Source organism: Chelatococcus sp. KU-N122 (genome assembly GCF_055391085.1).
In genome coordinates this window covers 8,382,618-8,406,657 of record NZ_AP043981.1, presented here as the reverse complement: position 1 = coordinate 8,406,657, position 24,040 = coordinate 8,382,618, and the positions used below count along the sequence as shown (strand labels likewise).

The 24,040-nt window shown below is 69.1% G+C and carries 26 protein-coding genes; 15 read left to right on the top strand and 11 right to left on the bottom strand.

Annotated features, from left to right (window positions below; translation table 11 throughout):
* Positions 1 to 140: 140 nt before the first annotated feature.
* Together ACZ5PO_RS37910 and ACZ5PO_RS37905 are read right to left on the bottom strand one after the other, a co-directional pair.
* Positions 141 to 1,511, bottom strand: coding sequence for an MATE family efflux transporter (locus ACZ5PO_RS37910; RefSeq protein WP_464188285.1), 1,371 nt, complete (start codon positions 1,509 to 1,511; stop codon positions 141 to 143).
* Positions 1,508 to 3,364, bottom strand: coding sequence for a monovalent cation:proton antiporter-2 (CPA2) family protein (locus ACZ5PO_RS37905; protein WP_464188283.1), 1,857 nt, complete (start codon positions 3,362 to 3,364; stop codon positions 1,508 to 1,510). The genes ACZ5PO_RS37910 and ACZ5PO_RS37905 overlap by 4 nt, the downstream gene beginning before the upstream one ends.
* Positions 3,365 to 3,544: 180 nt before the next feature.
* Here ACZ5PO_RS37905 and ispH point away from each other — a divergent pair, with 180 nt between their 5' ends.
* The 4 genes from ispH to ACZ5PO_RS37885 are packed head-to-tail and all read left to right on the top strand — an operon-like array spanning position 3,545 to position 6,647.
* A complete protein-coding gene (ispH, locus tag ACZ5PO_RS37900; RefSeq protein WP_464188281.1) occupies positions 3,545 to 4,507 on the top strand; it encodes a 4-hydroxy-3-methylbut-2-enyl diphosphate reductase in 963 nt (320 codons plus the stop codon).
* Positions 4,508 to 4,509: 2 nt separating this feature from the next.
* Positions 4,510 to 5,475 (top strand): homoserine kinase, encoded by a 966-nt coding sequence (locus ACZ5PO_RS37895; protein ID WP_464188279.1) that lies wholly within the window; start codon positions 4,510 to 4,512, stop codon positions 5,473 to 5,475.
* Positions 5,472 to 5,930: a ribonuclease HI gene (rnhA, locus tag ACZ5PO_RS37890; RefSeq protein WP_464188277.1), complete on the top strand. Its 459-nt coding sequence runs from the start codon at positions 5,472 to 5,474 to the stop codon at positions 5,928 to 5,930. The genes ACZ5PO_RS37895 and rnhA overlap by 4 nt, the downstream gene beginning before the upstream one ends.
* 9 nt (positions 5,931 to 5,939) lie before the next feature.
* The gene (locus ACZ5PO_RS37885) at positions 5,940 to 6,647 is read left to right on the top strand and encodes a class I SAM-dependent methyltransferase (RefSeq protein ID WP_464197206.1); all 708 of its coding nucleotides are present in this window, start codon (positions 5,940 to 5,942) and stop codon (positions 6,645 to 6,647) included.
* Between the two features lie 34 nt (positions 6,648 to 6,681).
* Here the strand turns inward: ACZ5PO_RS37885 and ACZ5PO_RS37880 are convergent, their stop codons facing one another.
* Complete coding sequence (locus ACZ5PO_RS37880) at positions 6,682 to 7,194, bottom strand: hypothetical protein (RefSeq protein WP_464188275.1); 513 nt, start codon at positions 7,192 to 7,194, stop codon at positions 6,682 to 6,684.
* A gap of 159 nt (positions 7,195 to 7,353) precedes the next feature.
* On the opposite strand from ACZ5PO_RS37880, the gene ACZ5PO_RS37875 reads away from it, so the two are divergent.
* Positions 7,354 to 7,824, top strand: coding sequence for a hypothetical protein (locus tag ACZ5PO_RS37875; protein ID WP_464188273.1), 471 nt, complete (start codon positions 7,354 to 7,356; stop codon positions 7,822 to 7,824).
* A gap of 188 nt (positions 7,825 to 8,012) precedes the next feature.
* On the top strand, positions 8,013 to 8,813 hold the full coding sequence (locus tag ACZ5PO_RS37870; RefSeq protein WP_464188271.1) for an aldolase: 801 nt from the start codon (positions 8,013 to 8,015) through the stop codon (positions 8,811 to 8,813).
* 98 nt (positions 8,814 to 8,911) lie between these two features.
* On the opposite strand, the gene serB is transcribed toward ACZ5PO_RS37870, so the two are convergent.
* Entirely contained in the window at positions 8,912 to 9,817 is a 906-nt protein-coding gene (gene serB / locus ACZ5PO_RS37865; RefSeq protein ID WP_464188269.1) for a phosphoserine phosphatase SerB, read from the bottom strand.
* On the opposite strand from serB, the gene miaA reads away from it, so the two are divergent.
* On the top strand, positions 9,805 to 10,794 hold the full coding sequence (miaA, locus tag ACZ5PO_RS37860; protein ID WP_464188267.1) for a tRNA (adenosine(37)-N6)-dimethylallyltransferase MiaA: 990 nt from the start codon (positions 9,805 to 9,807) through the stop codon (positions 10,792 to 10,794). The genes serB and miaA overlap by 13 nt on opposite strands.
* A 38-nt stretch (positions 10,795 to 10,832) precedes the next feature.
* Here miaA and ACZ5PO_RS37855 read toward each other — a convergent pair whose 3' ends face one another.
* Entirely contained in the window at positions 10,833 to 11,285 is a 453-nt protein-coding gene (locus ACZ5PO_RS37855; protein WP_464188265.1) for a PaaI family thioesterase, read from the bottom strand.
* A complete protein-coding gene (locus ACZ5PO_RS37850; RefSeq protein ID WP_464188263.1) occupies positions 11,282 to 12,082 on the bottom strand; it encodes an RMD1 family protein in 801 nt (266 codons plus the stop codon). The genes ACZ5PO_RS37855 and ACZ5PO_RS37850 overlap by 4 nt, the downstream gene beginning before the upstream one ends.
* A 421-nt stretch (positions 12,083 to 12,503) precedes the next feature.
* Between ACZ5PO_RS37850 and ACZ5PO_RS37845 the strand changes: the two genes are divergently transcribed.
* The 5 genes from ACZ5PO_RS37845 to ACZ5PO_RS37825 all read left to right on the top strand — a co-directional run bounded on the left by ACZ5PO_RS37845 (position 12,504) and on the right by ACZ5PO_RS37825 (position 16,735).
* On the top strand, positions 12,504 to 14,270 hold the full coding sequence (locus ACZ5PO_RS37845) for an acetolactate synthase 3 large subunit (RefSeq protein ID WP_464188261.1): 1,767 nt from the start codon (positions 12,504 to 12,506) through the stop codon (positions 14,268 to 14,270).
* Positions 14,271 to 14,324: 54 nt separating this feature from the next.
* A complete protein-coding gene (locus tag ACZ5PO_RS37840) occupies positions 14,325 to 14,789 on the top strand; it encodes a hypothetical protein (protein WP_464188259.1) in 465 nt (154 codons plus the stop codon).
* A 3-nt stretch (positions 14,790 to 14,792) separates the two neighbouring features.
* Complete coding sequence (locus tag ACZ5PO_RS37835) at positions 14,793 to 15,485, top strand: glutathione S-transferase family protein (RefSeq protein WP_464188257.1); 693 nt, start codon at positions 14,793 to 14,795, stop codon at positions 15,483 to 15,485.
* 111 nt (positions 15,486 to 15,596) lie between these two features.
* Positions 15,597 to 16,130, top strand: coding sequence for an acetolactate synthase small subunit (gene ilvN, locus ACZ5PO_RS37830; RefSeq protein ID WP_464188255.1), 534 nt, complete (start codon positions 15,597 to 15,599; stop codon positions 16,128 to 16,130).
* A gap of 2 nt (positions 16,131 to 16,132) precedes the next feature.
* On the top strand, positions 16,133 to 16,735 hold the full coding sequence (locus ACZ5PO_RS37825) for a LysE family translocator (protein WP_464197204.1): 603 nt from the start codon (positions 16,133 to 16,135) through the stop codon (positions 16,733 to 16,735).
* A 31-nt stretch (positions 16,736 to 16,766) separates the two neighbouring features.
* On the opposite strand, the gene ACZ5PO_RS37820 is transcribed toward ACZ5PO_RS37825, so the two are convergent.
* Together ACZ5PO_RS37820 and ACZ5PO_RS37815 are read right to left on the bottom strand one after the other, a co-directional pair.
* A complete protein-coding gene (locus ACZ5PO_RS37820; protein ID WP_464188253.1) occupies positions 16,767 to 17,327 on the bottom strand; it encodes a DUF924 family protein in 561 nt (186 codons plus the stop codon).
* A gap of 72 nt (positions 17,328 to 17,399) precedes the next feature.
* Positions 17,400 to 19,112: a mechanosensitive ion channel family protein gene (locus ACZ5PO_RS37815; RefSeq protein ID WP_464188251.1), complete on the bottom strand. Its 1,713-nt coding sequence runs from the start codon at positions 19,110 to 19,112 to the stop codon at positions 17,400 to 17,402.
* Between the two features lie 557 nt (positions 19,113 to 19,669).
* Between ACZ5PO_RS37815 and ilvC the strand changes: the two genes are divergently transcribed.
* Positions 19,670 to 20,689, top strand: coding sequence for a ketol-acid reductoisomerase (ilvC, locus tag ACZ5PO_RS37810; RefSeq protein ID WP_464188249.1), 1,020 nt, complete (start codon positions 19,670 to 19,672; stop codon positions 20,687 to 20,689).
* A 262-nt stretch (positions 20,690 to 20,951) separates the two neighbouring features.
* Here ilvC and ACZ5PO_RS37805 read toward each other — a convergent pair whose 3' ends face one another.
* Both ACZ5PO_RS37805 and ACZ5PO_RS37800 read right to left on the bottom strand, forming a co-directional pair.
* Positions 20,952 to 21,242, bottom strand: a complete 291-nt coding sequence (locus ACZ5PO_RS37805) for a hypothetical protein (protein ID WP_464188247.1) — start codon at positions 21,240 to 21,242, stop codon at positions 20,952 to 20,954.
* An 81-nt stretch (positions 21,243 to 21,323) separates the two neighbouring features.
* Positions 21,324 to 21,980 (bottom strand): DedA family protein, encoded by a 657-nt coding sequence (locus ACZ5PO_RS37800; RefSeq protein WP_464188245.1) that lies wholly within the window; start codon positions 21,978 to 21,980, stop codon positions 21,324 to 21,326.
* Between the two features lie 72 nt (positions 21,981 to 22,052).
* On the opposite strand from ACZ5PO_RS37800, the gene pdxY reads away from it, so the two are divergent.
* Together pdxY and ACZ5PO_RS37790 are read left to right on the top strand one after the other, a co-directional pair.
* Positions 22,053 to 22,901, top strand: coding sequence for a pyridoxal kinase PdxY (gene pdxY, locus ACZ5PO_RS37795; protein WP_464188242.1), 849 nt, complete (start codon positions 22,053 to 22,055; stop codon positions 22,899 to 22,901).
* On the top strand, positions 22,898 to 23,626 hold the full coding sequence (locus tag ACZ5PO_RS37790) for an NUDIX hydrolase (protein WP_464188240.1): 729 nt from the start codon (positions 22,898 to 22,900) through the stop codon (positions 23,624 to 23,626). The genes pdxY and ACZ5PO_RS37790 overlap by 4 nt, the downstream gene beginning before the upstream one ends.
* A gap of 12 nt (positions 23,627 to 23,638) precedes the next feature.
* Here ACZ5PO_RS37790 and ACZ5PO_RS37785 read toward each other — a convergent pair whose 3' ends face one another.
* Positions 23,639 to 23,965: a hypothetical protein gene (locus ACZ5PO_RS37785; RefSeq protein WP_464188237.1), complete on the bottom strand. Its 327-nt coding sequence runs from the start codon at positions 23,963 to 23,965 to the stop codon at positions 23,639 to 23,641.
* Between the last annotated feature and the right edge of the window lie 75 nt (positions 23,966 to 24,040).

The following is a 24,040-nucleotide window of genomic DNA, read 5'->3' as shown; positions in this document are numbered from 1 at the left end:
CCACTCCCCCGCCGTTTCGTCCGGTCGGAAAAGCCGTGGACCAAACCTGCGCAGCGTGTCGATTGCAGGTTAAAGCGCTTTGCGTCGAGATGGAAATCGTCGTCGCAAAAGAAAACGCGTCGACGCCGGCGCCGACGCCGTCAGCGCGCGCTCTGGTTGCCGAGCCGGTCGATCGCCCAATAGGCGAGGACGACGCTGGCGATGCCGAAGGCGATGGCGCCGATGCCCTGCCCGATGAGGGCGCCGGCCGCGCCGCCCATGTGGGCGCCGAGGAGCCCGAACGGAATGGTGCCCAGCGTCGCCTTGCCCCAGTTCAGCACCGTGGTCAGCAGCGGATAGCCGAGGTTGTTGAATGCCGAGTTGGCGAGGAACAAGGCGCCGTGGAAGATCCAGCTGCCGGCCAGGATCGCGCAGAACAGCCGCAGCAGGTCGGCGGTCTCGCCGTGCGCGGCGAAGGCGGCGACGACGAGGTTCTGCGCCAGCGCCAGCACGAGCCAGGCCGCGACGATGTAGAGCGTGCCGCAGATGAGCGCGTCGCTGAAGGTGCGCCTGACGCGCGGCAGCAGGCCGGCGCCGAAGTTCTGGCCGAGGATCGGGCCGATGGCGCCCGACATGGCGAACAGCAGGCCGAAGGCGACCGGCACCAGGCGGGAGATGATGGCGTTGGCGGCGACCGCCTCCTGGCCGTAGCGGGCGAGGATGGAGGTCATGAAGCCGGCGGCGACCGGCGTCGCCACGTTGGCGGCCATGGCCGGGAGGGCGATGGCCAGCATCGGCCTGGCGTCGAGGCCGAGGCCGTGCCAGCTCGGCCGCGCCACCATGCGATGGACGATCGCGGCGCCGTGGAGGCCGACGGCGGCCACCACGATGCGGCTGATCAGCGTGACGATGGCGGCGCCGTCCACCCCGAGGCCGAGCACGAAGATCAGCAGTGGATCGCACACCGCCGTGGTGACGGCGCCGGCCAGCGTCACGTACATGGATCGGCGTGCGTCGCCGACGGCGCGCAGCACCGCGGACAGAGACATGCCGAGCCCCATGAACACGGTGCCGGGCAGGGAGATCAGCAGGAAGCGGTAGGCCGTATCGAGCACCTCGCCGGTGGCACCGAGCACCACCAGCAGAGGATGGGCGGCGATCAGCGTCGCGACGCCGAGCGCGCCCGAGATCGCCGTCGCCATCGTCACCGTGCTGCCGGCGATGCGCCGGGCCGCCAGCACGTCGCGGGCGCCCAGCGAGCGCGAGACCAGCGCGCTGACGGCGATCAGCAGGCCGATCGAGGCCGACACGGTGATGAAGATCAGGATGCCGGCAAAGCCCACCGCCGCCGTCAGGGACGTGTCGCCGAGCCATGACACGTAGAGCAGCGTCAGCAGGTCCACCGCAAAGACCGCCATCAGCCCGACGGCCCCGGTCGACGCCATCACCAGCACGTGCCGCATGGTCGAGCCGGTCGTGAAGACGGCCTCCTGCCGGAGCGGCGGGCCCCGGCGGACCTCGACCTGGTTCAATTGCCGTCTCCATCCATGGCGATCAGATCGCGCGTCTCCGCGGTGAGTGCCTTGGACTTGAACTTGGGGGCGGTGAGCGGCTCGGGCGTGACGGTGGAGCCGTGCAGCAGGTCGGCGCCGTCGAGAAGGCCGCCTTCTCCCTGCAGCACGAGGCGGGCAACGTCGCGCTTGCGCACGTCCTCCTCGACTTCCAGCGCTCGCTCGGCCTCGACGCCCAGCGCCTCGAGCGTGGCGCGGCCGAAGGCCAGCGCCGAGCGGAACGTCTCGCGCAGCTGATAGTCCACCTGCATGTGCATCAGGTCGATCGCGTGGACTCGATCGTAGGCCCGCACGTAGGTCTGCACGCGCGGAAATTCCGCATGCAGCAGCTCGACGATGCGGGTCGCCGTCTCGGCATGGTCGACGCAGACGCAGACGACCTTGGCCCGGCCGGTGCCGGCGGCGTGCAGCACGTCGAGCCGGGTGCCGTCGCCATAATAGACCTGGAAGCCGAAGCGTGTCGCCTGGCGGATGCGGTCGACGTCGAGGTCGATGACCGTGACGTTGACGGCTTCCGCCAGCAGCACCTGGTTGACCACCTGGCCGAAGCGGCCGAAGCCGATGACGATGACGCTCGACTCGTCGCCCGCCGTGCGGCCGCCCTCCACGTCTTCCTCGAGCAGCGGCTGAACGGCGCCACGGCGCATCAGGATGGTGTCCAGCACCTTGGCCGCCAAAGGCGCGACCAGCATCGACAGGGCGGCGACGGCGGTGAACAGCTGGGTATGCTCGGTCGACAGCAGGTGCAGGCTGCCGGCCAGCGGCAGCAGCACGAAAGCGAACTCGCCGGCGGTGGCGAGCAGGGCGCCGGCGCGCAGGGCGTCGGTCCACGAGGAGCCGGAGATGCGGGCCAGCACCGAGACCACGGCGATCTTGCCGAGCACCAGGGCGGCCGTCGCCAGCGCCAGCACCACCGCCTGGTTCAGCACCAGGCGCAGATCGAGCGACATGCCGACGCTCATGAAGAAGAGCCCCAGCAGCAGGCCGCGGAACGGCTCGATGTCCGCCTCCAGCTGGTGGCGGAAGTTCGATTCGGCCAGCAACACGCCGGCGACGAAGGCGCCCATGGCCATGGAGAAGCCCGCCTCCTCCATGAGCAGGGCTGCGCCCAGCACCACCAGCAGGGCTGCCGCCGTCAGCACCTCGCGAGCGCCGCTGCTCGCCAGCACGCGGAAGAACGGGTTCAGCAGGTAGCGGCCGATCAGCACCAGCGCCACGATGCAGCCGATGGCTTCGCCGGCATGGGCGAGCCGTTCGCCCGCTCCGCCCGGCGCCGCCGACACCACGTTGGCCATGAGGGGCACCGCGGCCAGGATCGGCACGATGGACAGGTCCTGGAACAGCAGCACGGCGAACGACCGCTGGCCATACGCGGTCTGCAGCTCGCCGCGCTCGTTCAGGATCTGCAGCGCGATGGCGGTGGCCGACAGCCCGAGCGCCGCACCGGCGACGGCGGCGCCCTTGGCCGGGACGCCCACCGCGATGGCGACGGCCGTTACCAGGATGCCGGTGACCAGGAGTTGCGCCAGCCCCAGGCCGAAGATGTCGCGCCGCATCGACCATAGATGCGACAGCTTGAGCTCCAGGCCGACGATGAACAGGAGCAGCACCACGCCGATCTCGGCCACGCCGGTGATGGTTTCCGGCGTGGAGAACAGCCCGAGCGCATAGGGGCCGATGGCGACGCCGGCGACGAGGTAGCCGATGATGGCGCCGAGGCCGAGCCGCCGGAACAGCGGCACGGCGACCGCGGCCGCACCGCAGAACACGAGCACCGGCTGGATGAAGCTGGATTGTCCGCTGGGGTCTGACATGCGGGTTCTCCATACTCCCTCGCCGAAGCTGGCGCGAGAGCATGCAGCCCATTCGGATCATCCATCGGAGGTCTGTGTCGGAGAGAACGCGCCGAAAGGGGATGGTCGTGGCACAAACGGCGTCCTTGACACGTCCATGCCGCAACAGCCACATCAGCGCGACGCCACCACACCTTGCCGATGACCGAAAAGCCCCCGCTCGATATCCTCCTTTGCGCTCCGCGCGGCTTCTGCGCCGGGGTCGTGCGCGCCATCGATGCGGTGGAGAAGGCCCTCGCGGCGTACGGGGCGCCGGTCTACGTGCGTCACGAGATCGTGCACAACAAATACGTCGTGGAGAGCCTGCGCCGGAAGGGCGCCATCTTCGTCGACGAGCTGTCGGAAATCCCCGCCACCGATGCCCCGGTGATCTTCTCGGCGCACGGCGTGCCGCGCGCCGTGCCGGAGGAGGCGGCGGGCCGGCGCCTGTTCGCCATCGACGCAACCTGCCCGCTGGTCACCAAGGTGCACCGGGAGGCGGAGGTGCACCGCAGGCGCGGGCGCCACGTCGTCCTGGTCGGCCACGCCGGCCATCCCGAGGTGATAGGCACCATAGGGCAATTGCCACCCGGCGCCATCACGCTGGTGGAAACGGTGGAGGACGTCGGCCGTATCGCGCCGGCCGATCCGGCCAGCCTCGCCTACGTCACTCAGACGACGCTGTCGGTCGACGACGCGCGGCAGATCGTCGAGGCGCTGCAGGCGCGCTTTCCGGCCATCGTCGGCCCGCAGCGCGAGGACATCTGCTACGCCACCACCAACCGCCAGGAGGCCGTGAAGCGGGTGGCGCCGCACGTCGACGCCATGATCGTGGTGGGATCTCCCAACTCCTCCAACTCGCAGCGCCTGCGCGAGGTGGCCGAGCGCGCCGGCTGCGCCACGGCCAGGCTCGTGCAGTGTGCCGCCGACATCGAGTGGTCCGCCTTCACCCGGATCCGGCGACTGGGCCTGACCGCCGGCGCCTCGGCTCCGGAGGTCCTGGTGGAAGAGATCGTCGACGCTTTCGCCGAGCGGTATGCCGTGACGGTGGAGACGGTGTCGACGGCCGACGAGAACATGTTCTTCCCGTTGCCGCGGGAGTTGCGCGGCGAAGCGGCCGAATAGCCGTGGCGGTCTACACCGAGGTTCCCGACGAGGAGCTTGCCGCCTTCGTCCAGAGCTACGCCATCGGCCGCGTACTGGCGGTCAAGGGCATCGCCGAGGGCGTCGAGAACTCCAACTTCCTGCTGCACACCGATTCGGGCTTCTTCCTGTTGACGCTCTACGAGAAGCGGGTGGCCGAGGCCGACCTGCCGTTCTTCCTGGGGCTGATGGAGCATGTGGCGGCTCGCGGCATCACCTGTCCGCTGCCGGTGAAGACGGCGAGCGGCGAGATGCTGGGCCGGCTGGCCGCGCGGCCGGCGGCGATCGTGACCTTTCTCGACGGCGTATCCGTGCGCCGGCCCACGGCCGGCCACTGCGGCGAGGTCGGCCGGGCGCTGGCGGCGTTGCACCGCGCCGGCGCGGACTTTCCGCTCCGACGTCCCAACGCGCTGTCGATCGCGGCCTGGCGGCCGCTGCTGGAGGCGGCCCAGGGCCGCGCCGACGAGGTTTCGCGCGGGCTGGCAGAGCGGGCCAGCCGGGCGCTGGCCGACGTCGAGCAGCACTGGCCGGGCGACCTGCCGCAGGGCGTCATCCACGCCGATCTGTTTCCCGACAACGTCTTCTTCCTCGGTGACCGGCTGTCGGGGCTGATCGACTTCTACTTCGCCTGCAACGACGCGCTCGCCTACGACGTCGCCATCTGCCTCAATGCCTGGTGCTTCGAGCCGGACGGCTCGTTCAACGTGACCAAGGGCAGGGCGCTGCTGGCAGGTTACGAGGCGGTCCGTCCGCTGGCGCCGGGGGAGGTCGATGCGCTGCCGGTGCTCTGCCGCGGCGCCGCCCTGCGCTTCATGCTCACCCGCCTGATCGACTGGCTGAACGTGCCGGCCGGGGCGCTGGTGAAGCCGAAAGACCCACTCGAGTACGACCGCAAGCTGGCGTTCCACATGGGGGCGGCCTGCGCGAGCGATTACGGATTGGCGCGATGAGCGAGCGGGTGACGATCTTCACGGACGGGGCCTGCAGCGGCAACCCCGGCCCGGGCGGCTGGGGCGCTATCCTGGCCTTTCGCGGGCAGGAGCGGGAACTCTCCGGCGGCGAGGCGCACACCACCAACAACCGCATGGAACTGATGGCCGCCATCATGGCCCTGGAGACGCTGAAGCGCCCGTGCGCGGTGGAAGTGTGGACCGATTCCGAATATGTGCGCAACGGCATCAGCCAGTGGCTGAAGGGCTGGAAGGCGCGCGGCTGGAAGACCGCCGACAGGAAGCCGGTCAAGAACGAGGATCTGTGGCGCCGGCTCGACGCCGCCCAGGCGAGCCACGACATCTCCTGGCATTGGGTTAAGGGACACGCCGGCCATGCCGAGAACGAGCGCGTCGATGCGCTCGCGCGCGCCGGGATGGCGCCGTTCAAGGCGAAGCGGTCCGTTTCGGGCTAGAGTTTCCCGATCGATCATCTGGAGCGCTTCTCTCCGATCGGGTGGTTCCACCGGACCGGGACGCGCTCCAGAGGATGTTGTGGGGATCGATGCGCCGCGCAGGGGAGGCTGTCGCTGACGTCCGCAGCCGACAGGATCGTAGGCCTCTACCGTCGCCACGCCCGCGCTTGGGCGCGTGAGCGGGGCACCCGCCTGTGCGAGCAGGCGTGGCTCGATCGCTTCCTCGCCCTGCTGCCGGCGCGCGCCGCGGTTCTCGACATCGGCTGCGGCAGCGGCGAGCCGATTGCCCGTTATCTGGCTGCGCAAGGCTGCGCCGTCACCGGGGTCGACTCGTCGCCGGAGATGATCGCGCTCGCCAAGGAGCGCTGTCCCGACGGGGATTGGCGCATCGCCGACATGCGCTCGCTGTCGCTGGGCCGCCCCTTTGACGGCTTGCTCGCCTGGGACAGCTTCTTCCACCTGGGCTACGACGACCAGCGCCGGATGTTCGCCGTCTTTCGCCGCCACGCGGGCCCCGGGGCGGCGTTGATGTTCACCAGCGGCCCTTCATGTGGCGAGGCGATCGGGCGCCTTCAGGGCGAGTCTCTCTATCACGCCAGCCTCGACAGCACGGAATACCGCGCTCTGCTCGACGCGCACGGATTTGCCCTCGTGGCGCATGTGGTCGAGGATCCCGAATGCGGCCGCCACACGATCTGGCTGGCGCAACTGAGATAGCTGCGGCGACGGCCTCCGCCGGCGGTCGCGCCTGTCACGAGCAGGCTTCGGGATAATCCAGAGCCCGCCCGCGGCCGGCCCAGAGCGACGCCACCTTGCCGTTGACCAGCTCCGCCCGGATACCGCCGCCGGGCGAGCGCTCCAGCAGGGCCCAGGAGGCGTGCCCGGCCAGGGGATGCGGTGCGAAGGCGACGCCCGGCCCGTAGCGGCGGACGACATCGTCGCGCGTCGAGCCGATGCCGATGCCGGCCCGCGTCCGGATCGCCCCGACCCCGAAGATATCGATGCGCACGACGCGCCCGCCTTCGACCATGTAGCCGACCCCGGGGCCTCCGTTGTCGGTGCGACGCCCGATCCAGCACGGCTCCGAACGGCTGCCGTCGAGCGGTGTGAGCCGCGTCCCCAGCGCCCGTTCGGCGGCTACGACGGTCATGCCCAGGCGGACCCGGCCGAGGCCGCCGGTCTCCAGCACCGTGGCGGCGGCATGCGCCGCCGGCACCGACAGGACGGCCGCCACGGCGAGCATGGTGCAAAACGCGCCCTTCATCACCATCATGATCTCCACGGATCAGCTGCCTTGCGGGCGTTCGCGGCCACGGTAGCTCCATGGAGCTGTCGCGTTTCATCGATCTCCGCGATGCGCCAGCGCACCGACGATCCCGTTCGCGCATGATCGCCTCCGACGATGATCGGCAGGTTCGCAGCCATGACCAGCTTGGCCCTCGCGTTGGGGCTTGCCCTGGTGCTCGTCGACGGCGCACCCGGTGCGATGCAGTCCCGCGATACACCCGACGGCCTGATCCGGGCGGTCTACCGCACCTACACCGACGACACGAACCGGCCAGGCTTCGCCGGCATCTACAGCCGCCGGCTGCAAGGCCTGATCGACGCTGACGCGCAGAACACGCCCGAGGGGGAGGTGGGGCAGCTCGACTGGGACGTGTTCGTCGACGGCAACAATTGGCAGATCACCGATCTGACGGTTGCGCTGGTGTCCACCGGAGCCGAGCACGCCGTGGTCGACGCGCGCTTCGACAACTTCAAGCAGCCACGGCGTGTGCGCTTCGATCTGGTGCACGAGGCGGGCGGCTGGGCCGTCGACGAGGTCCGCTCCTACAAGCCCGCCGAAGCCCAGGCGCCGGCGTGGACCATGTCGGCGGTGCTGGCAGGCCGCTAGAGCATGATCCCAAAAAGTGGACACCGGTTTTTGGACAAGATCATGCTCAAAACAAAGACTTGAGACCCAATCGGACGATCTGATCGGGAGATGCCGGCCGCTTCGGCATATGTCTTGCTGCCGCGGTTGCACTCGGCTATGCGGCCGACCGCTCCTGCACGCCGGACAACGGAGATCGGAACGACCCGATGGCTCATGCCCTCAATCGCGAGACGGCCCCGCCGACGGCGGCCCCCGGCCCAAACCGCCCCGCCTTGGATGGGGAAGAGGTGTGGAATGCACGCGTCGAGCTCGCGGCCTGCTTTCGCTTCGCCGCCCGGCTCGGCATGCACGAGGGCATCTGCAATCATTTCTCCGCCGTGGTGCCAGGATACGACGACCTGTTCCTGGTGAACCCCTACGGCTACGCCTTCAGCGAGATCAGGGCCTCCGACCTCCTCGTCTGCGACTTTCACGGCAACGTACTGGCGGGCGAGGGCGCGCCGGAGGCGACGGCGTTCTTCATCCACGCCCGCATGCACCTCAAGGTGCCGCGCGCCCGCGTCGCCTTCCACACGCACATGCCTTACGCCACCGCGCTGACCATGACCGAAGGCGAGCCGTTGCTCTTCGCCGGGCAGACGTCGCTGAAGTTCTACGGCCGCACCCTGGTCGACCACGACTACAACGGCCTTGCGCTGGACAGCGGCGAAGGCGACCGTATCGCCGCCGCGGTGGGCGACGCGGACATCGTCTTCATGAAGCACCACGGCGTCATGGTGCTCGGCCGTAGCATCGCCGAGGCGTGGGATGATCTCTACTACCTCGAGCGTGCCTGCGAGGTGCAGTGCCTGGCCATGTCCACCGGCCGTACGCTGGTGCCGGTGAAGCCCGACATCGCGGCTGCCGCCGCCCGGCAGATGCGGGAAGGCGACGCCGAATCGGCGCGCCTCCACCTGGCGAGCATCAAGCGGATCCTCGATGCCGAGGAGCCCTCCTACCGCAGCTGACGCGCGGCGCGCATTCGACATGCGAGGGCTCGAGACATGTCGAATGCGCCCCGATCAGATGAGCCAATCTGGTCGGGCATGCCGAGGAAGAGCACCATTCAGGCCGCCCACTCGTCCTCGCCGTAGCCCTGCGCGAACAACAGCGCCGTGAGGTCGCCGTGGTCGATGCGCGCGTGGGCGGCCGCCGCCACCGCCGGCTTGGCGTGGAAGGCCACGCCGAGGCCCGCCTCCTGAAGCATGGCGAGGTCGTTGGCGCCGTCGCCCACGGCCATCGTATCAGCCCGGCCCAGGCCGAAGCGGCTGCGCAGCTCGACGAGGGTGGCGAGCTTGGCTTCGCGGCCGAGAATCGGTTCCGCCACCGCGCCGGCCAGGCGCTCGCCGTCGAGGAGCAGCGTGTTGGACCGGTGCTCGTCGAAGCCGATCTTGCCGCCGACCGGGCCGGTGAACACGGTGAAGCCGCCGGAGACCAGGCAGGCATAGGCGCCGTGGCGGCGCATGGTCATGACCAGAGTCCGGCCGCCGGGCGTCAGGGTCAGCCGCTCGGCGATGATGGTGTCGACCACCGAGAGAGGCAGGCCCTTGAGCAGGCTGACGCGCTCGCGCAGCGCCGGCTCGAAGGCGAGCTCGCCGCGCATGGCGCGCTCGGTGATGGCGGAGACCTCGGCCTTCAGCCCGACGAAATCGGCGAGCTCATCGATGCACTCCTGGCCGATCATGGTGGAATCCATGTCGGCGAGGAACAGCCGCTTGCGCCGCCCGGCGACGGGCTGGACGATGACGTCGACCGGGCTTGCGGCCGCAGCCAGCATGGCGCGGATCCCGTCGGCGGTCGTGACCGGCGGCTCGCTGCTGACGAATGGCAGATCGACGGCGCGCTCGGGGGCCAGCACCACCGGCGCACCGGCTCCGATGGCGGCTGTGATATCGGCGATCAGCGAAGCCGGGAGGGTTGCAGCTGGACTTGCCACCAGCGTCGCGACAGAAGGCGTGGATGTCTGGGTCATCGAAGGCAGGTTTCGTGGCGACAGCAGCCGGCGGCGCGGAAGAGGCAGGGCAGGGGAGCACCGCTCGGCGCCCGGATGCCATCCTCATCGCAGGCCCGACCGCGTCGGGCAAGTCGGCGCTGGCGCTCGACCTCGCCCGCCGGGTTGGCGGCGCCGTCATCAACGCCGACTCCATGCAGGTCTATCGCGACCTCAGGGTGCTCACGGCCCGGCCCACGCCGGTGGAAGAGGAGGCGGTGCCGCATCGGCTTTACGGCTTCGTCGATGCGGCCGAGAATTTCTCCGTGGGCCGCTACGTGGAAGCGTTCCGCGCCGCGCTGGCCGAGGTCAGAGGAGCCGGCCTCATCCCCATCGTCACCGGCGGCACCGGGCTTTACTTCCGGGCGCTGACGGAGGGGCTGTCGGACATTCCGCCGGTGTCGGAGGCGGTCAGGAACGCCGTCCGCGCCGCGGCGGAGGGCCGGCCGACGCCACTGCTCCACGCCGACCTCGGCGTGCGCGATCCGGCTGCGGCGGCGGTGCTGCGGCCGACCGACCGCCAGCGCATCCTGCGCGCGCTCGAGGTCAAGACCGAGACCGGCCGTTCGCTGCTCACCTTCCAGGCCCAGCGCGTGCCGGGGCCGCTGACGGGGGCGACGCTGATCCGTCTGTTCCTGGCGCCGGAGCGCGAGGAGCTGGTCCGCCGCATCGACCGTCGCTTCGCCGCCATGCTGGAGGCCGGCGCCGTCGACGAGGTGGCGCGGCTCGGCGCCCGCGGGCTCGATCCGGCCCTGCCGGCCATGCGCGCGCACGGCGTGCCGGGGCTGCTGCGCCATCTCGCAGGCGAGATCAGCCTCGACGAGGCGAGCCTCAAGGCGCGGCTCGACACGCGCCACTACGCCAAGCGCCAGTTTACCTGGTTTCGCCACCAGATGCCCGGCTGGACCTGGGTCGGGCCGGAAGCCGCCGCGGCTTGGCTGGAGCAGGCGGTCGGCTGATTGCGCAGCGCGTCGCTCGCCGGCGCCGATACAATAATCTACCGCCGCGGGCGGATGCGCAGGGTGGCGGTGGCGCGGGCGAGGATTTCGCCGTCGGGACCGAGGATCTCGCCCACCGATTGCGCCTCCCGCTCACGTCTCTCCAGCACCCGGGCACGCACGTCGAGAGGACCGAGCGGCGCGGGCCGCAGGAAGGTCGTGTCGAGGCGCATGGTCACCGCGGTGAGGCCCGCCGGCAGCTGAGCGCCCAGGGCGAGCGCCGTGGCCGAGTCCAGCATGGCCGAGAGCAGGCCGCCCTGCACGGTGCCGTGGCGGTTGGCGAAGGCGGCTTCAGCCACATAGCGCATATGCACGGCGCCGACCTCGCGGTTCACGCCGACGAAGCTGCGCCCGAGCAGAGTCGAAGCGGGCGTCGGCGTCAGCAGCGGATCGCCCTCGGCGAGCGGCGTGAAGGCGATGGCGCCGAAGTCGGCCTGATCGGAGGCGGTCAATGGCCGGCTCCCCGGGCCAGGTTGTAGATCGTCACCAGCACTTCGAAGGCGATCAGCAGGACGATGATGATCTCCAGCCGGAGCGAGCGCTCGGCGTCCTTGAGGTCGGTCAGCGCCGTTGCCGTCTCGCCGATGACCGCGAGCTTGCGGTTCAGCGCCTCGGCGCGCTCGACCAGCTCGTACTCGTCCTCCAGGCGCGCGTAGAGCCGCGTCAGATCGGGCCGGTCCCACAAGGCGTCGGGCTTCTCGGCGACGGCCACGCGCCCGGTGACGCGCAGGCGCACCTCGAGCGCCCGACCGATGTGGCGCATGGTCGGGCGGCCGCCCACTGCCTCGCCGCGCTCGGCGAGGCTATGGGCGAACGGCTCCAGCACGTCGATGACCGAATCGACGGCGCGCTCGTCGCGGGCGAGCACGGCGCTCTTGGCCAGCACGTCGGCGATGATCAGCAGCCGTTCCGGCGACAGGGTGCGCACGAAGATGGGGCCGCCCGGCGGGACCTGCTCGTCGCGGTCGGCCGACATCTCGATGATCGCGGTCTCCTCCTCCGGCTGGGCCAGGGCCTCGGCCAGGCGAGGTTTGAGGCCGCGCACGATCTCGTCCTCCTCGACCGGCGTCAGGCCGATGAGCACCACCACGCCGTAGCGGAAGATCGCGGCGAAGCCGTTGGCGCCGACGCGGAAGGCCAGCGGCGTCGTCGACAGCACGTCCTCCCGCTCCAGGCCCGCCGTATCGATGCGCTCGCCGATGAGCAGCGCGCGGGCGGTGATGCGGGACTTGGCGGCGGGTTCGACCATGAGGGAGGGTCCGGAGTGCACGGGAGGCGGGACGCGGTTTGCTCCAGTGTCTTACATGGCTGTTGCAACACGCCCAAAACGCGCGCCGATCCGCCGGCGGCACCGTATTCGCATATTGACCGGTGCTACGGGCTCGGCTAACGTCCGCGCCGGTTCATTGGGAGTGGGAGCGCCATGCGCGCGATCCTTATCGTATCGGAGGCGCCATCGACGGAGCGGGTCTAGCCCGCAGGTCCGGCTGATGGCGCATGCAGGGTCCTTCTCAGGGCCCTTTTTTATTGCCCGAAACGGACCGACCGCCTCCACCAGCATCATCGAGCAAGCCACTGCCGGGCTGCTCGCCACCATCGCACCCGCATGGGCGGGGCAAGAAACAAGCGCCGGGCCATTGCCGGGTGAACAGGACACGGGAGTTGAGGCCATGAACGAGACGATGACCGGCGCCGACATGGTGGTGCGCGCGCTGCAGGATCAGGGGATCGAGCACATCTTCGGCTATCCCGGCGGCGCCGTCCTGCCCATCTACGATGCGCTCTTCCACCAGGAGAAGGTCCGGCACGTGCTCGTTCGCCACGAACAGGGCGCCGTGCACGCCGCCGAAGGCTATGCGCGCTCGTCCGGCAAGGTCGGCTGCGTGCTGGTGACATCCGGCCCAGGCGCCACCAACGCCGTCACCGGTCTGACCGATGCGCTGATGGACTCGATCCCGCTGGTGTGCATCACCGGCCAGGTGCCCACGCACCTCATCGGCTCCGACGCCTTCCAGGAGTGCGATACGGTCGGCATTACGCGCCACTGCACCAAGCACAACTACCTGGTGAAGCGCATCGAGGACCTGCCGCGGGTGCTGCACGAAGCCTTCTACGTGGCGACCCACGGCCGCCCCGGCCCGGTGGTGATCGACATCCCGAAGGATATCCAGTTCGCGTCCGGCACTTACGAGCGTCCGCGCGACAACCAGCACAAGACCTATCGGCCCAAGGTCAAGGGTGACCTGGAGGCCATCCGCGCTGCGGTGAAGCTGATGGGCGAGGCCAAGCGCCCGGTGTTCTACACCGGCGGCGGTGTCATCAACTCGGGGCCGGAGGCCTCGATCCTGCTGCGCGAGCTGGTCAGGCTCACGGGCTTTCCCATCACCTCGACGCTGATGGGCCTGGGTGCCTATCCGGCCTCGGACAAGCAGTTCCTGGGCATGCTGGGCATGCACGGCACCTACGAGGCCAACCTCGCCATGAACGAGTGCGACGTGATGATCTGCGTCGGCGCCCGCTTCGACGATCGCATCACCGGCCGCCTCGATGCCTTCGCACCCCATTCGCTCAAGATTCACATCGATATCGATCCGTCGTCGATCAACAAGAACGTCAAGGTCGACGTGCCGATCATCGGCGATTGCGGCCATGTGCTGGAGGACATGGTGCGCCTGTGGCGGACCTCGGCGCCGCCGGTCGATACCGCGGCGCTGGCCGAGTGGTGGACGCGCGTCGACGGCTGGCGCGGGCGCAACTGCCTCGCCTACCGGAATTCGCAGGAGATCATCAAGCCGCAATATGCGCTGCAGCGGCTCTACGAATTGACCAAGGACCGGGACGTCTATGTCACCACCGAGGTCGGCCAGCATCAGATGTGGGCGGCGCAGTTCCTCAAGTTCGAGGAGCCGAACCGGTGGATGACCTCCGGCGGCCTCGGCACCATGGGCTACGGCCTGCCTGCCGCCATCGGCGTGCAGATGGCGCACCCCAAGGCGCTGGTCATCGACGTCGCCGGCGAGGCTTCGATCCTGATGAACATGCAGGAGATGTCGACGGCGATGCAGTACCGCCTGCCGATCAAGATCTTCATCCTCAACAACCAGTATATGGGAATGGTGCGTCAGTGGCAGGAGCTGCTGCACGGCGGGCGTTACTCGGAAAGCTACTCGGAAGCGCTGCCCGACTTCGTCAAGCTGGCGGAAGCCTACGGCGGCGTCGGCATCCGTTGCGAGCGGCCGGAGGAGCTGGACGCCAAGATCAAGGAGATGATCTCCATCGACCGGCCGGTGATCTTCGACTGCCGCGTCGATCCGGCGGAGAACTGCTTCCCGATGATCCCGTCGGGCAAGGCGCACAACGAGATGCTGCTCGGCGATGCGGAGGCGGACGTCGACATCGGCGCGGTCATCGACGAGGCGGGCAAGATGCTCGTGTGAGCCAAGATTCGCGCGTGAACGTGCCGGCCTCGCTCCGGAGCTGGATGCAAGCCCGTGTGGATAGCCATCGCCGCTTCGCTTCTGTCCCTCGCAGCCGCAGTCGCGCAATCGCTTGGCTATCTGGGGAGTTGCACGCAGAACGATACCGGCCCCTTCCTGGTCGGTACCGTTCTGAGCTTGCCGATGCTGGCACTCGCCATCGCCGGGGCCCTCCATGTCCGGAGCCGGCAGCGGGCGCTCGCCTGGGCGGGACGGACTGCGGCCGCGCTCAGCTTCGCGCCCGTCGCGCTGCTGTCGCTCATCTGGCTCGTGCTGAGCCGCGACGTCTGGGTCGAGACGCTCATCCGGTCGGGTTCGCCGTGCGGACCGGACTACTTCGAGCGCGGGTCGAGGCTCGAGGCTGAGCACATCGTCATTGGCATCGTCTACGGGCCGATGCATCTCATCCTGGGGCTCCTGGCCGCTGCAATCGCATGGTCGGGGGCACGATCGCTCCTGCGCCATGAACGGACGGACTGACCTATGAAGCTGATCATCGCCAGCAAGTGCTATTCGTCCTGGTCGCTGCGGCCGTGGCTCCTGATGAAGGCCTTCGCCATGCCGTTTGCGGAGGTCGTCATCCCCCTGCGGACGCCGGCCACGGCCAAGGCGATCGCCGAATACTCCCCGTCGGGCCGCGTGCCGACCCTCACGGAGGGCGGAACGACCGTCTGGGATTCGCTGGCCATCCTGGAGTACCTGGCCGAGCGGCGGCCCGACCTTCCGGTCTGGCCGCGCGATCCCGGCCAGCGCGCCGTCGCCCGCTCGATCAGCGCCGAGATGCATTCCGGCTTCCAGGCGCTGCGCTCGACCTGCCCGATGAACCTGGCCTTTCGCTTCGCCGCGCGGGATCGGGGCGAGGCGGTGGCGGCCGATGCCGCCCGCATCACCGCCGTCTGGCGTGAGATGCGCCAACGCTACGGCGAGACGGCCGGGCACGATGCCGGGCCGTTCCTGTTCGGCGCCTTTGGCGCCGCCGATGCCATGTTCGCGCCGGTGGTGACGCGGCTCGACACCTACTCCATCGCCGTCGACCCGGTTTCGCGGGCCTACATGGATGCGGTGCTCGCCATGGCGCCGTTCAAGGAGTGGCTCACGGCGGCGCTGACCGAGCCCGCCATCGCCGACTACGACGATATCGCCGAGACGCCGATCGAACGCTTCCGTTCCGCTTAGATGCGCGGTGTCTCGCGGGCTGCGATCGAAAGCCCGCGGGACGCCTCGCCCAAACCTGCTGAGACGAGATCGCCCATGTTGCACGTGCCCCAACCGCGCGGAGAGCGCCCCATGAAATCCCACTATTCCGATGCGCCCCAGGCCCAGCCCGTGGCACGCCACACCTTGGCGGTTCTCGTCGACAACGAGCCGGGGGTTCTCGCCCGCATCTCCGGCATGTTCTCCGGCCGCGGCTACAACATCGAGAGCCTGACGGTCTCGGAGACCGAGCACGAGCAGCACCGCTCGCGCATCACCATCGTCACGTCGGGAACCGCCGGCGTCATCGAGCAGATCAAGGCGCAGCTCGAGCGGCTCGTGCCGGTGCACCGGGTCGACGACCTCACCACCCATGGCGAGGCGCTGGAGCGTGAGCTGGCGCTGGTCAAGGTCGTCGGCCGCGGCGACCACCGGGTCGAGGCCCTGCGTCTCGCCCAGGCGTTCGGCGCGCGCACGCTGGATGCGACGCTGAACTCCTTCGTCTTTGAATACACGGGGACCATCGACGAGGTGGAGCGCTTCATCAAGGTGATGGCCGAGGCCGGGCTGGTCGAAGTCGCGCGCACCGGCATCGCCGCGCTGATCAGGGGTGTCGAGGGGCTCTGATGCTGCCCCTCGACACCGTTCTGGCGCTGGTGTCGTTTGCTTTCGTCAGCTCGATCACGCCCGGTCCCAACAACCTGATGCTGGCGACCTCAGGCGTGAACTTCGGGTTCCTTCGGACGATCCCGCATATGCTGGGCGTCGGCATCGGCTTCGGCATCCTCCTGCTCGCCATCGGCTTCGGCGTGGGCGGCCTCGTGCTCACGGTGCCGCAGCTGCGCTGGGCGCTGAAGGGCGTCGGCGCCGCCTATCTGCTGTGGCTCGCCTGGAAGATGGCGACGGCGCGGCCGGCGGCGAAAGCCGACGACGGCGGAGCGGGGCAGCCGATGAGCTTCATCGGCGCCTGTGCCTTTCAATGGGTCAATGTCAAGGCCTGGATCATGGCGCTCGGCGCCATGGCCGTCTACGTCCGCACCGACCATCCGATCGTCGACGTGCTCACCGTCACCGCCGTCTTCGTCCTCGTGAACGTGCCCTGCATCTCCGCCTGGGCCGGGTTCGGCCACGCGCTCGGCTCCAGTCTGGCCGATCCGGTGCGGCTGCGCCTGTTCAACGTCACCATGGCGGTGCTCCTGGTGGCGAGCATCGTGCCCATGGTGGTGGACTGAGATGGCGGCCGCGCAACCACCGCTCCGGCCCTCACCCGGCGAAGCCGCCGTCGGCCAGGAACGCCTCCTCCTCCAGGGTCGTGTCGCGCTCGAGGATGGCGTTGCGATGGGGAAAGCGGCCGAAGCGGGCGATGATGTCGCGATGATCGCGGGCCCAGCGCAGCTCGTCTTCGGTGCCGTGCGCCTCGTACAGCTTCACGCAGTGCTCCTGGTCGTCGAGCCCCTCCGAATGCATGAACGGCAGGTAGAAGAACGAGCGCAGCTCGGCGTCGACCTCGCCATCGAAGCCGCGGGCGAGGGCACGGCGGCTCACCGCCCTGGCCGCCGCGTCGGTGGCGAACGCCCGCGCCGTGCCGCGGAACATGTTGCGCGGGAACTGGTCGAGCACCAGCACGAGCGCCAACGCGCCCTGCGGGGTCTCTTCCCAGCTCGCCAGGCGCCCATGCGCGGCCGCCTCCTGGACGTCCGAGAAACGCTGGCGCAGCATCGCGTCGAACGCATCGTCCCGGGCGAACCAGCGCTCGCGCCCGGCCTCGTGCCAGGCGGTGAGGACGGCCTCGATGGACGTGGCGGGCGGGTCGGCTGGCGGCATACAGCGAGCTTATCCGCATCACCCGCCGTCTTGGAAGCGGCCGCCGCGCGGCCGCGCGGGCGTGGGATTGGATCAGGCCGGCGTCGTCACCACGTCGGTCGTGGGGTCCTGCACCGTGCCGGTGGTGTGATTGACGATGACGCCGCCCCAGATCGTGTTGTTGGGCACGATCTTGGTGGTGCCGTCCTCGGTACGGATGATCGTGCTGAAGATCGACACCGAGGTGACGTAGCCCTTGATGTCGCCGCCGACCTCCACCTTGTCGCCGACGTCGAAGGGCTTGTTGACCATGATCAGGAGCCCGCTGGCGAAATTGCTGAGGGTGCCCTGCAGCGCGAAGGCGACGACGAAGCCGGCGGCGCCGATAACGGCCAGCAGCGGTGCCAGATTGACCTCGAGCGCCGACAGGCCGAGCAGCACGCCCACCACGACGATGGCGCGGCCCGACATGGTGATCAGGAACTCGCGCAGCAATTGCGACGAGACATTGGAGGAGCCGATGGTGGCGCGCAGAACCGCGCGCACGATCCCGGCGAGCACGATCGAGCCCACGACGTAGCCCAGGAAGATCCCCAGGTTGCGCAGCCAGCGCAGGCCCCCCTCGTCCGCGACAAGCCACGATTTGACGCGCGCCCAGGTGGCCGTGCTGTCGGAGACGTCGATCTTCACGCCGCCGATGGACGCCACGTAGAGCCGGTAGTCCTTGGGCTCGCCGCCCTTCGCCTCCCATTTGTCGAGCACGAGCTTCAGCCGGTCGGTGAGGGCCGTGCGCTCGCTGGCGAGCTGGGTGCTGTAGTCGATGAGCTGGACCTTGACGTCGCTCTTGGCGGCGGTCGCCTCCTCGACCTTGGTGGCCAGGGTTTCGGCCTTCGTGGTGGTCTCGTTGACCGCGGCCTTGGCGGCGTGATCGCCGTCGGCGGCGGTCTGGACGGCTGCCAACGCCACCGCCGGGGCCGCCGCCTGCAGGGACTTCACGTCGCTCACGACGGACGCTTCCTTTTCGGCGACCGCGGCCACCTTCTCGACGGCCGCTCCGTCGCCGGTCTTCTCGGATTTCTTCTGGGCCGTTTCGGCGGCCTTCTGCAGGACCTGCTCATCGCTGGCGGGCGCGGCGACGGTGCCGGCCGCCGGCGCGGCCGATGGATCCACGGCGGCCGGCTTGGCGGCACCGTCCGGCTGGCCGGCCGCGGGCGCGGCCGCCGCGGCCATCTGGGCCTGGTTGTCCTTTTCGGTCACCTCGGCTTTCTTGGCCGTCTCGATCGACTTCGCCAGCGCCTGGGTGGAGGCCGCGAGCTTGTCGGCCGCTTCGGCCGCCTTCTCGATGGGGGCGCCGCTCTCCTGCTTGTCCTTGACCTCGGCCGTCGCCTTGGCCACCTCCTGGGCGGCCGCCTTGACCTTCTCCAGCTGCGCGATCTCGCGATTCTTGCGCCGCACGGCGAGCTCGGCGCTGCTGATCTCCTGGACCTTGGCCTTGAGCAGGGCGAACCACCCGTCGGCTTCGGTCTTGAGCTCGGCCTTGGTCATCGGCTCGAGCAGGAGGTCGAGATCGGAGAGGTCGACGCCCGGATCCTTGGTGGTGATCGGTGTGGGCGCGGCCGCCACTGCGGCCGGCTTGTCGTCCGCATGGGCGGGCCGCACCGCAGGGGCCGCCATGAGCGTCGCCAGCGCCAGGACGGGAAGCAGGCCTCGCCCAGGGCGCCGCGCCAGCCGGCGCGGGCCGATCACGATCCCATCGGGTGCGCAGGCGGTCGTCGCCGCGGCGGCGCTCACGGTGTCAATTTGCACGAGGCCCCCATCACCTTTGCGCATCGGACCGCGAGCCGACTCCGGCGCCCGCACGGCCGTTCGCTATCAAGCTGGAGCATGGCAGGGCGGTTTGTCGCTTGTATGAACCCGGGCGTCGAGGGCGCCTCCTTGAGCTGGGAGGCGCATATGTCGATCGCATAGCGGCGCCCCGCGCCGGCGCCGATGCCGGGGCATTGCGCCCGCATCTCGCCTTTCTTTGATCCACGGGAGCGTCTGGCAATCCGATGAGCTCATCCGATTGCAAGCATTCTCCCACTCTTCGAATCTGGAGCGTTTCTCGGCGGCCGACGGATTCCGGCCGACCGCAAAGCGCTCAAGGCGGAAAAGCGGCGTCGACCTCTTGACCCGCAGGCTGGCACAAGCTTTACCGCCTTCGTCTTTTCGTCATCTTGCCTGCGCGGCGGCAGCGGCCTCCGTTGCCGGGGCGGGCGAGAGGTCAAGCCAATCGTTGAGGCGACGGTGGCTCGGCTGGACGGCCGGCTGGCCCGGGCTCGATTCTCGAGACGGTGCCGGCGAAATCGCCAGAGGATACTTCGATGCGTGTGTATTACGATCGCGACGCCGATCTGAACCTGATCAAGGGCAAGAAGGTCGTCATCGTCGGCTACGGCAGCCAGGGCCACGCCCATGCGCTGAACCTGCGGGATTCCGGCGTCAAGGAGGTGGCGGTGGCGCTGCGTCCGGGCTCGGCCACGGCCAAGAAGGCCGAAGCCGAGGGCTTCAAGGTGATGAGCCCGGCCGAGGCCGCCGCCTGGGCCGATGTGGTGATGATGCTCACCCCGGACGAGCTGCAGGCGGACATCTATCGCGAGAGCCTGCACGACAACCTGAAGGAAGGCGCGGCGCTGCTGTTCGCCCATGGCCTCAACGTGCACTTCAACCTGATCGAGCCGCGCGCCGACCTCGACGTGCTGATGGTGGCGCCGAAGGGGCCGGGCCACACGGTCCGCTCCGAATACCTGCGCGGCGGCGGCGTGCCGTGCCTCATTGCCATCGCCCGCGACGCCTCGGGTAACGCCCACGATCTCGGCCTGTCCTATGCCTCCGCCATCGGCGGCGGTCGGGCCGGCATCATCGAGACCACCTTCCGCGAGGAGTGCGAGACCGACCTGTTCGGCGAGCAGGTGGTGCTGTGCGGCGGCCTGGTCGAGCTGATCAAGGGCGGCTTCGAGACCCTGGTCGAGGCCGGCTACGCGCCCGAGATGGCCTATTTCGAGTGCCTGCACGAGGTGAAGCTGATCGTCGACCTCATCTACGAGGGCGGCATCGCCAACATGAACTACTCGATCTCGAACACGGCCGAGTACGGCGAGTACGTCACCGGCCCGCGCATCGTCACGTCCGAGACCAAGGCCGAGATGAAGCGGGTGCTCAACGACATCCAGAGCGGCATCTTCACCCGCAACTGGATGCTGGAGAACAAGGTCAACCAGACCTCGTTCAAGGCGACGCGCGCGCGGCTGGCCCAGCATCCGATCGAAGAGGTGGGCGCACGCCTGCGCGACATGATGCCCTGGATCAAGGCCAAGGCGCTGGTCGACAAGAGCAAGAACTGAGCACGACACGCGCCAGATAGGGGGTGTTGCGACCGGATGAGCTCATCCGGTCGCAAGGCGAGCAAAAAGGGGAGCCCATGGCTCCCCTTTATTCTTGGCCCTGATGGCCACGCGCCGACGACGTCGATTCAAACTCATTTCGAAACGCTCGTCATCGGCCGCAGATGTCTCGTTGCCGGTGGGGCTACGGCCCCGCATCGGCGTGCGTTGCCTCGCTTGCGTCCTCGCTCCGGGTGCGGCAGGGGCGAGGATACCACCTGGATCAGGCCGGGCGGATCTTCTTCATGACGAGGCCGACGACCGCGGTGACGATGGCGCCGGTGACGCCGCCGCCCACCAGGTTGCCAGCGATCGAGGCGATGTCCACGCCGCCCGTGCCCTGGAGCGCCGGCAGAAGGCCCTGCAGCACTTGACCCAGAACGCCGCCGCCGACTGCGCCGGCGATCGTGTTGCCGAGCGGGCCGAGATTGATATTTTTCAAGGCCGAGCCGATAGCGTTGCCACCGGCTGCGCCGCCGATAAGCTGCATGATGATCGGAAGAAGCTGTTCCATCTATAGACCCCCTACTTCGACCAACTCGATCGGTCGCTTAGCCTAGCTCAGAACAACGACAGCTATACATCGGCTGCTGGGTCAATGTAAGTGGCTGAAAAGCCCCACTGCTTGCCCAGGTGCGAGGAGCGCGAAGCTCCAGATGGCGGCCGACGAAATGTTGGCGGCCTGGAAGCGCACCCGCGACACGCAGAACACGCCCGCGGCCAGCGGCACGAAGGCGCGAAGCGGGCCGGAGAAACGGCCGATGAAGACGCCCCAGGCGCCCCAGCGCTGCATGAAGGTTTCCGCGCGGGCCATGAACTCGGGGTAGCGCGCGAACGGCCAGCGTTCGTGGAGAGAGTCCTTGAAGTAGTGCCCGACCACGTAAGACAGCCAGTCGCCCAGGACGGCGCCGCCGGCCGCCGCTGCCCACATCGGCAGCAGGGCGATCTCGCCCACCGCGGCGAGGGCGCCGATGGCGAGCAGGAGGCCGGTGGCCGGCACGAAGAAGGAGATGATCGCCAGCGATTCGCAGAAGGCGAGAACACCGGCGAACAGCGGCGCCCAGGCGGCGTGGGCGCGGATGAACAACTCGAGATCGGCATAACCGGTCGTGACGGCATTATGGATGTCAGCAAGGCTCATGCGCCGGAAATGCCCCTCTGGACGTGTTTTTTGTGGGTGCGCTCGAACGCGCGCCGCTACGTTAGTGAACATTAACGCCTTTTTTCGGTCGCGATGCCGATTGCCGTTCATCGGGCGGCTTGGGCGCACGAACCCCTTCACAGCGTGCCGCGGTGCAGCGTAAAAGGCCGCCAAAGGCACCCGATGAACATTCTCTCGATTCAGTCGCACGTCGCCTACGGCCACGTCGGCAATGCGTCGGCCACGTTTCCCATGCAGCGCCTGGGCGTCGAGGTGTGGCCCATCCACACCGTCCAGTTCTCCAATCACACCGGCTACGGCCAATGGACGGGCCGCGTCTTCGACGGGCCGATGATCGAGGAGCTGGTCGACGGCGTCGCCGCCCGGGGCGTGCTGCCCAGCTGCGACGGCGTGCTCTCGGGCTACATGGGCTCGGCCGACATCGGCACCGCCATCGTCGCCGCGGCGAAGCGGGTCAAGGACGCCAATCCCGACGCGCTCTACTGTTGCGATCCGGTGATCGGCGATGTCGGCCGCGGCGTCTTCGTCCGCCCGGGCGTGGCGGAGTTCATGCGCGACCACGCAGTGCCGGCCGCCGACGTGATCACGCCCAACCAGTTCGAGCTCGATCTCCTGTCGGGGATGTCGTCCGCGACCCTGGCCGAGGCGCGCCGGGCGATCGCGGCCGTCCATGCGCTAGGCCCCAAGGTCATCCTGGTCACCTCGTTCGAGACGGATGAGACCCCGGACGGATCGATCGACATGATCGCGTCCGATGGCGCCGGCCTCTGGCGCGTGCGCACGCCGCGGCTCGCGCTCAGCATCAATGGCGCGGGCGATGCCATCGCCGCCCTGTTCTTCGTGCACTACCTGCGCAGCGGGGCGGCCGACGAGGCGTTGTCGCGTGCGGCGTCGTCGATCTGGGGCTTGCTGGCCTTCACGGCCCAAGCGGGGGCACGGGAGTTGCAATTGGTGGCGGCGCAGGACGAATTCGTGCGGCCCGGCCGCATCTTCATGGCGGATGCACTGTGAGCGTATCGGCAGTGGAGGATGCGGCGGTGGTCGCCATCGACAGGCTCGACGTGCGTGTAGAGCCGCAGCGCTGGGCGTGGGCGGACGAGAACCGCAGCGCCATCGACGCCCACTGGGCGGGGCTGGTACGCCAACGGCCGCGCCTGTTCAACGGCCAGGTGCTGATCGCCCAGCGGCCGGTCATTGCCGACGGCCTTTACCGGACGATCTATTTTCCGGTCGACTACGCGAGCTTCGTCAGCTGGCGCGACTTCGGCTGGCCGGACCGCGGCGTCGTCAACGGCTTCGCCATGGCGGCGTTGCGCGGGGCCGACGGCGCCTACGTCGCGGGCATCATGGGCGCGCATACGGCCAATGCCGGCGCCATCTATTTCGCCGCCGGCACGCCGGATCTGGATGACGTGCTGCCCGACGGGCGTCTCGACCTGCCGGGGAGCGTGGTGCGCGAGCTCGAGGAGGAGACCGGCGTTGCCGAAGGCGAGGTGACGCTGGCGTCATCCTGGCATGTGGTGATCGACGGCTGCCGCATGGCGCTGATGCGGGAGGCGGTGTCGCCGCTTCCGGCCGAGGAGCTGGCAGCGCGCATCGACGCCTTCATCGCCGCCGATCCCGCCGCCGAGCTCGCCGGTACCCGTATCATCCGGTCCCCGGCCGACATCGACGAGGCGCGCATGCCGGCCTTCATGGGCCTCTACCTGCGCGCCGTCTTCGACGGCCGGCGGTAGGGCGTCGCACCGCTAACGGTAGCCGTGCTGCTTCTTGGCGGTGGCGAGCAGGCGCTGCGCTTCGGCGTCCTTGCCGGCGCGGCAGGCCTCGGCGGCGCGCTCGACCTTGGGGGTGACGGCGGCGAGCACGTCCTTGCCCAGGAAGCCCATCTTGAGATCCTGCTGGAGCACCCGGCGGAACGTGGTGATCTGCTCGCCGCAGACGCCCGGGCCGGGATCGCTGTCCACCTCGGCCGCTGCGGCTTCCGGCTTGAGTGCAGACCCATCGCCGCCCGTCGTGCAGCCACCCGCGATCGCGAGGAGGGCAAGAGCGGCAACGGCGAGAGGGCTGGTCTTCATGTCCTGAACTCCGTGGCTGCGCTTGCACGCGTGGGGCCCGTGGCGCGAGGATCGCGGGTGGGCGAGAGCATGAGC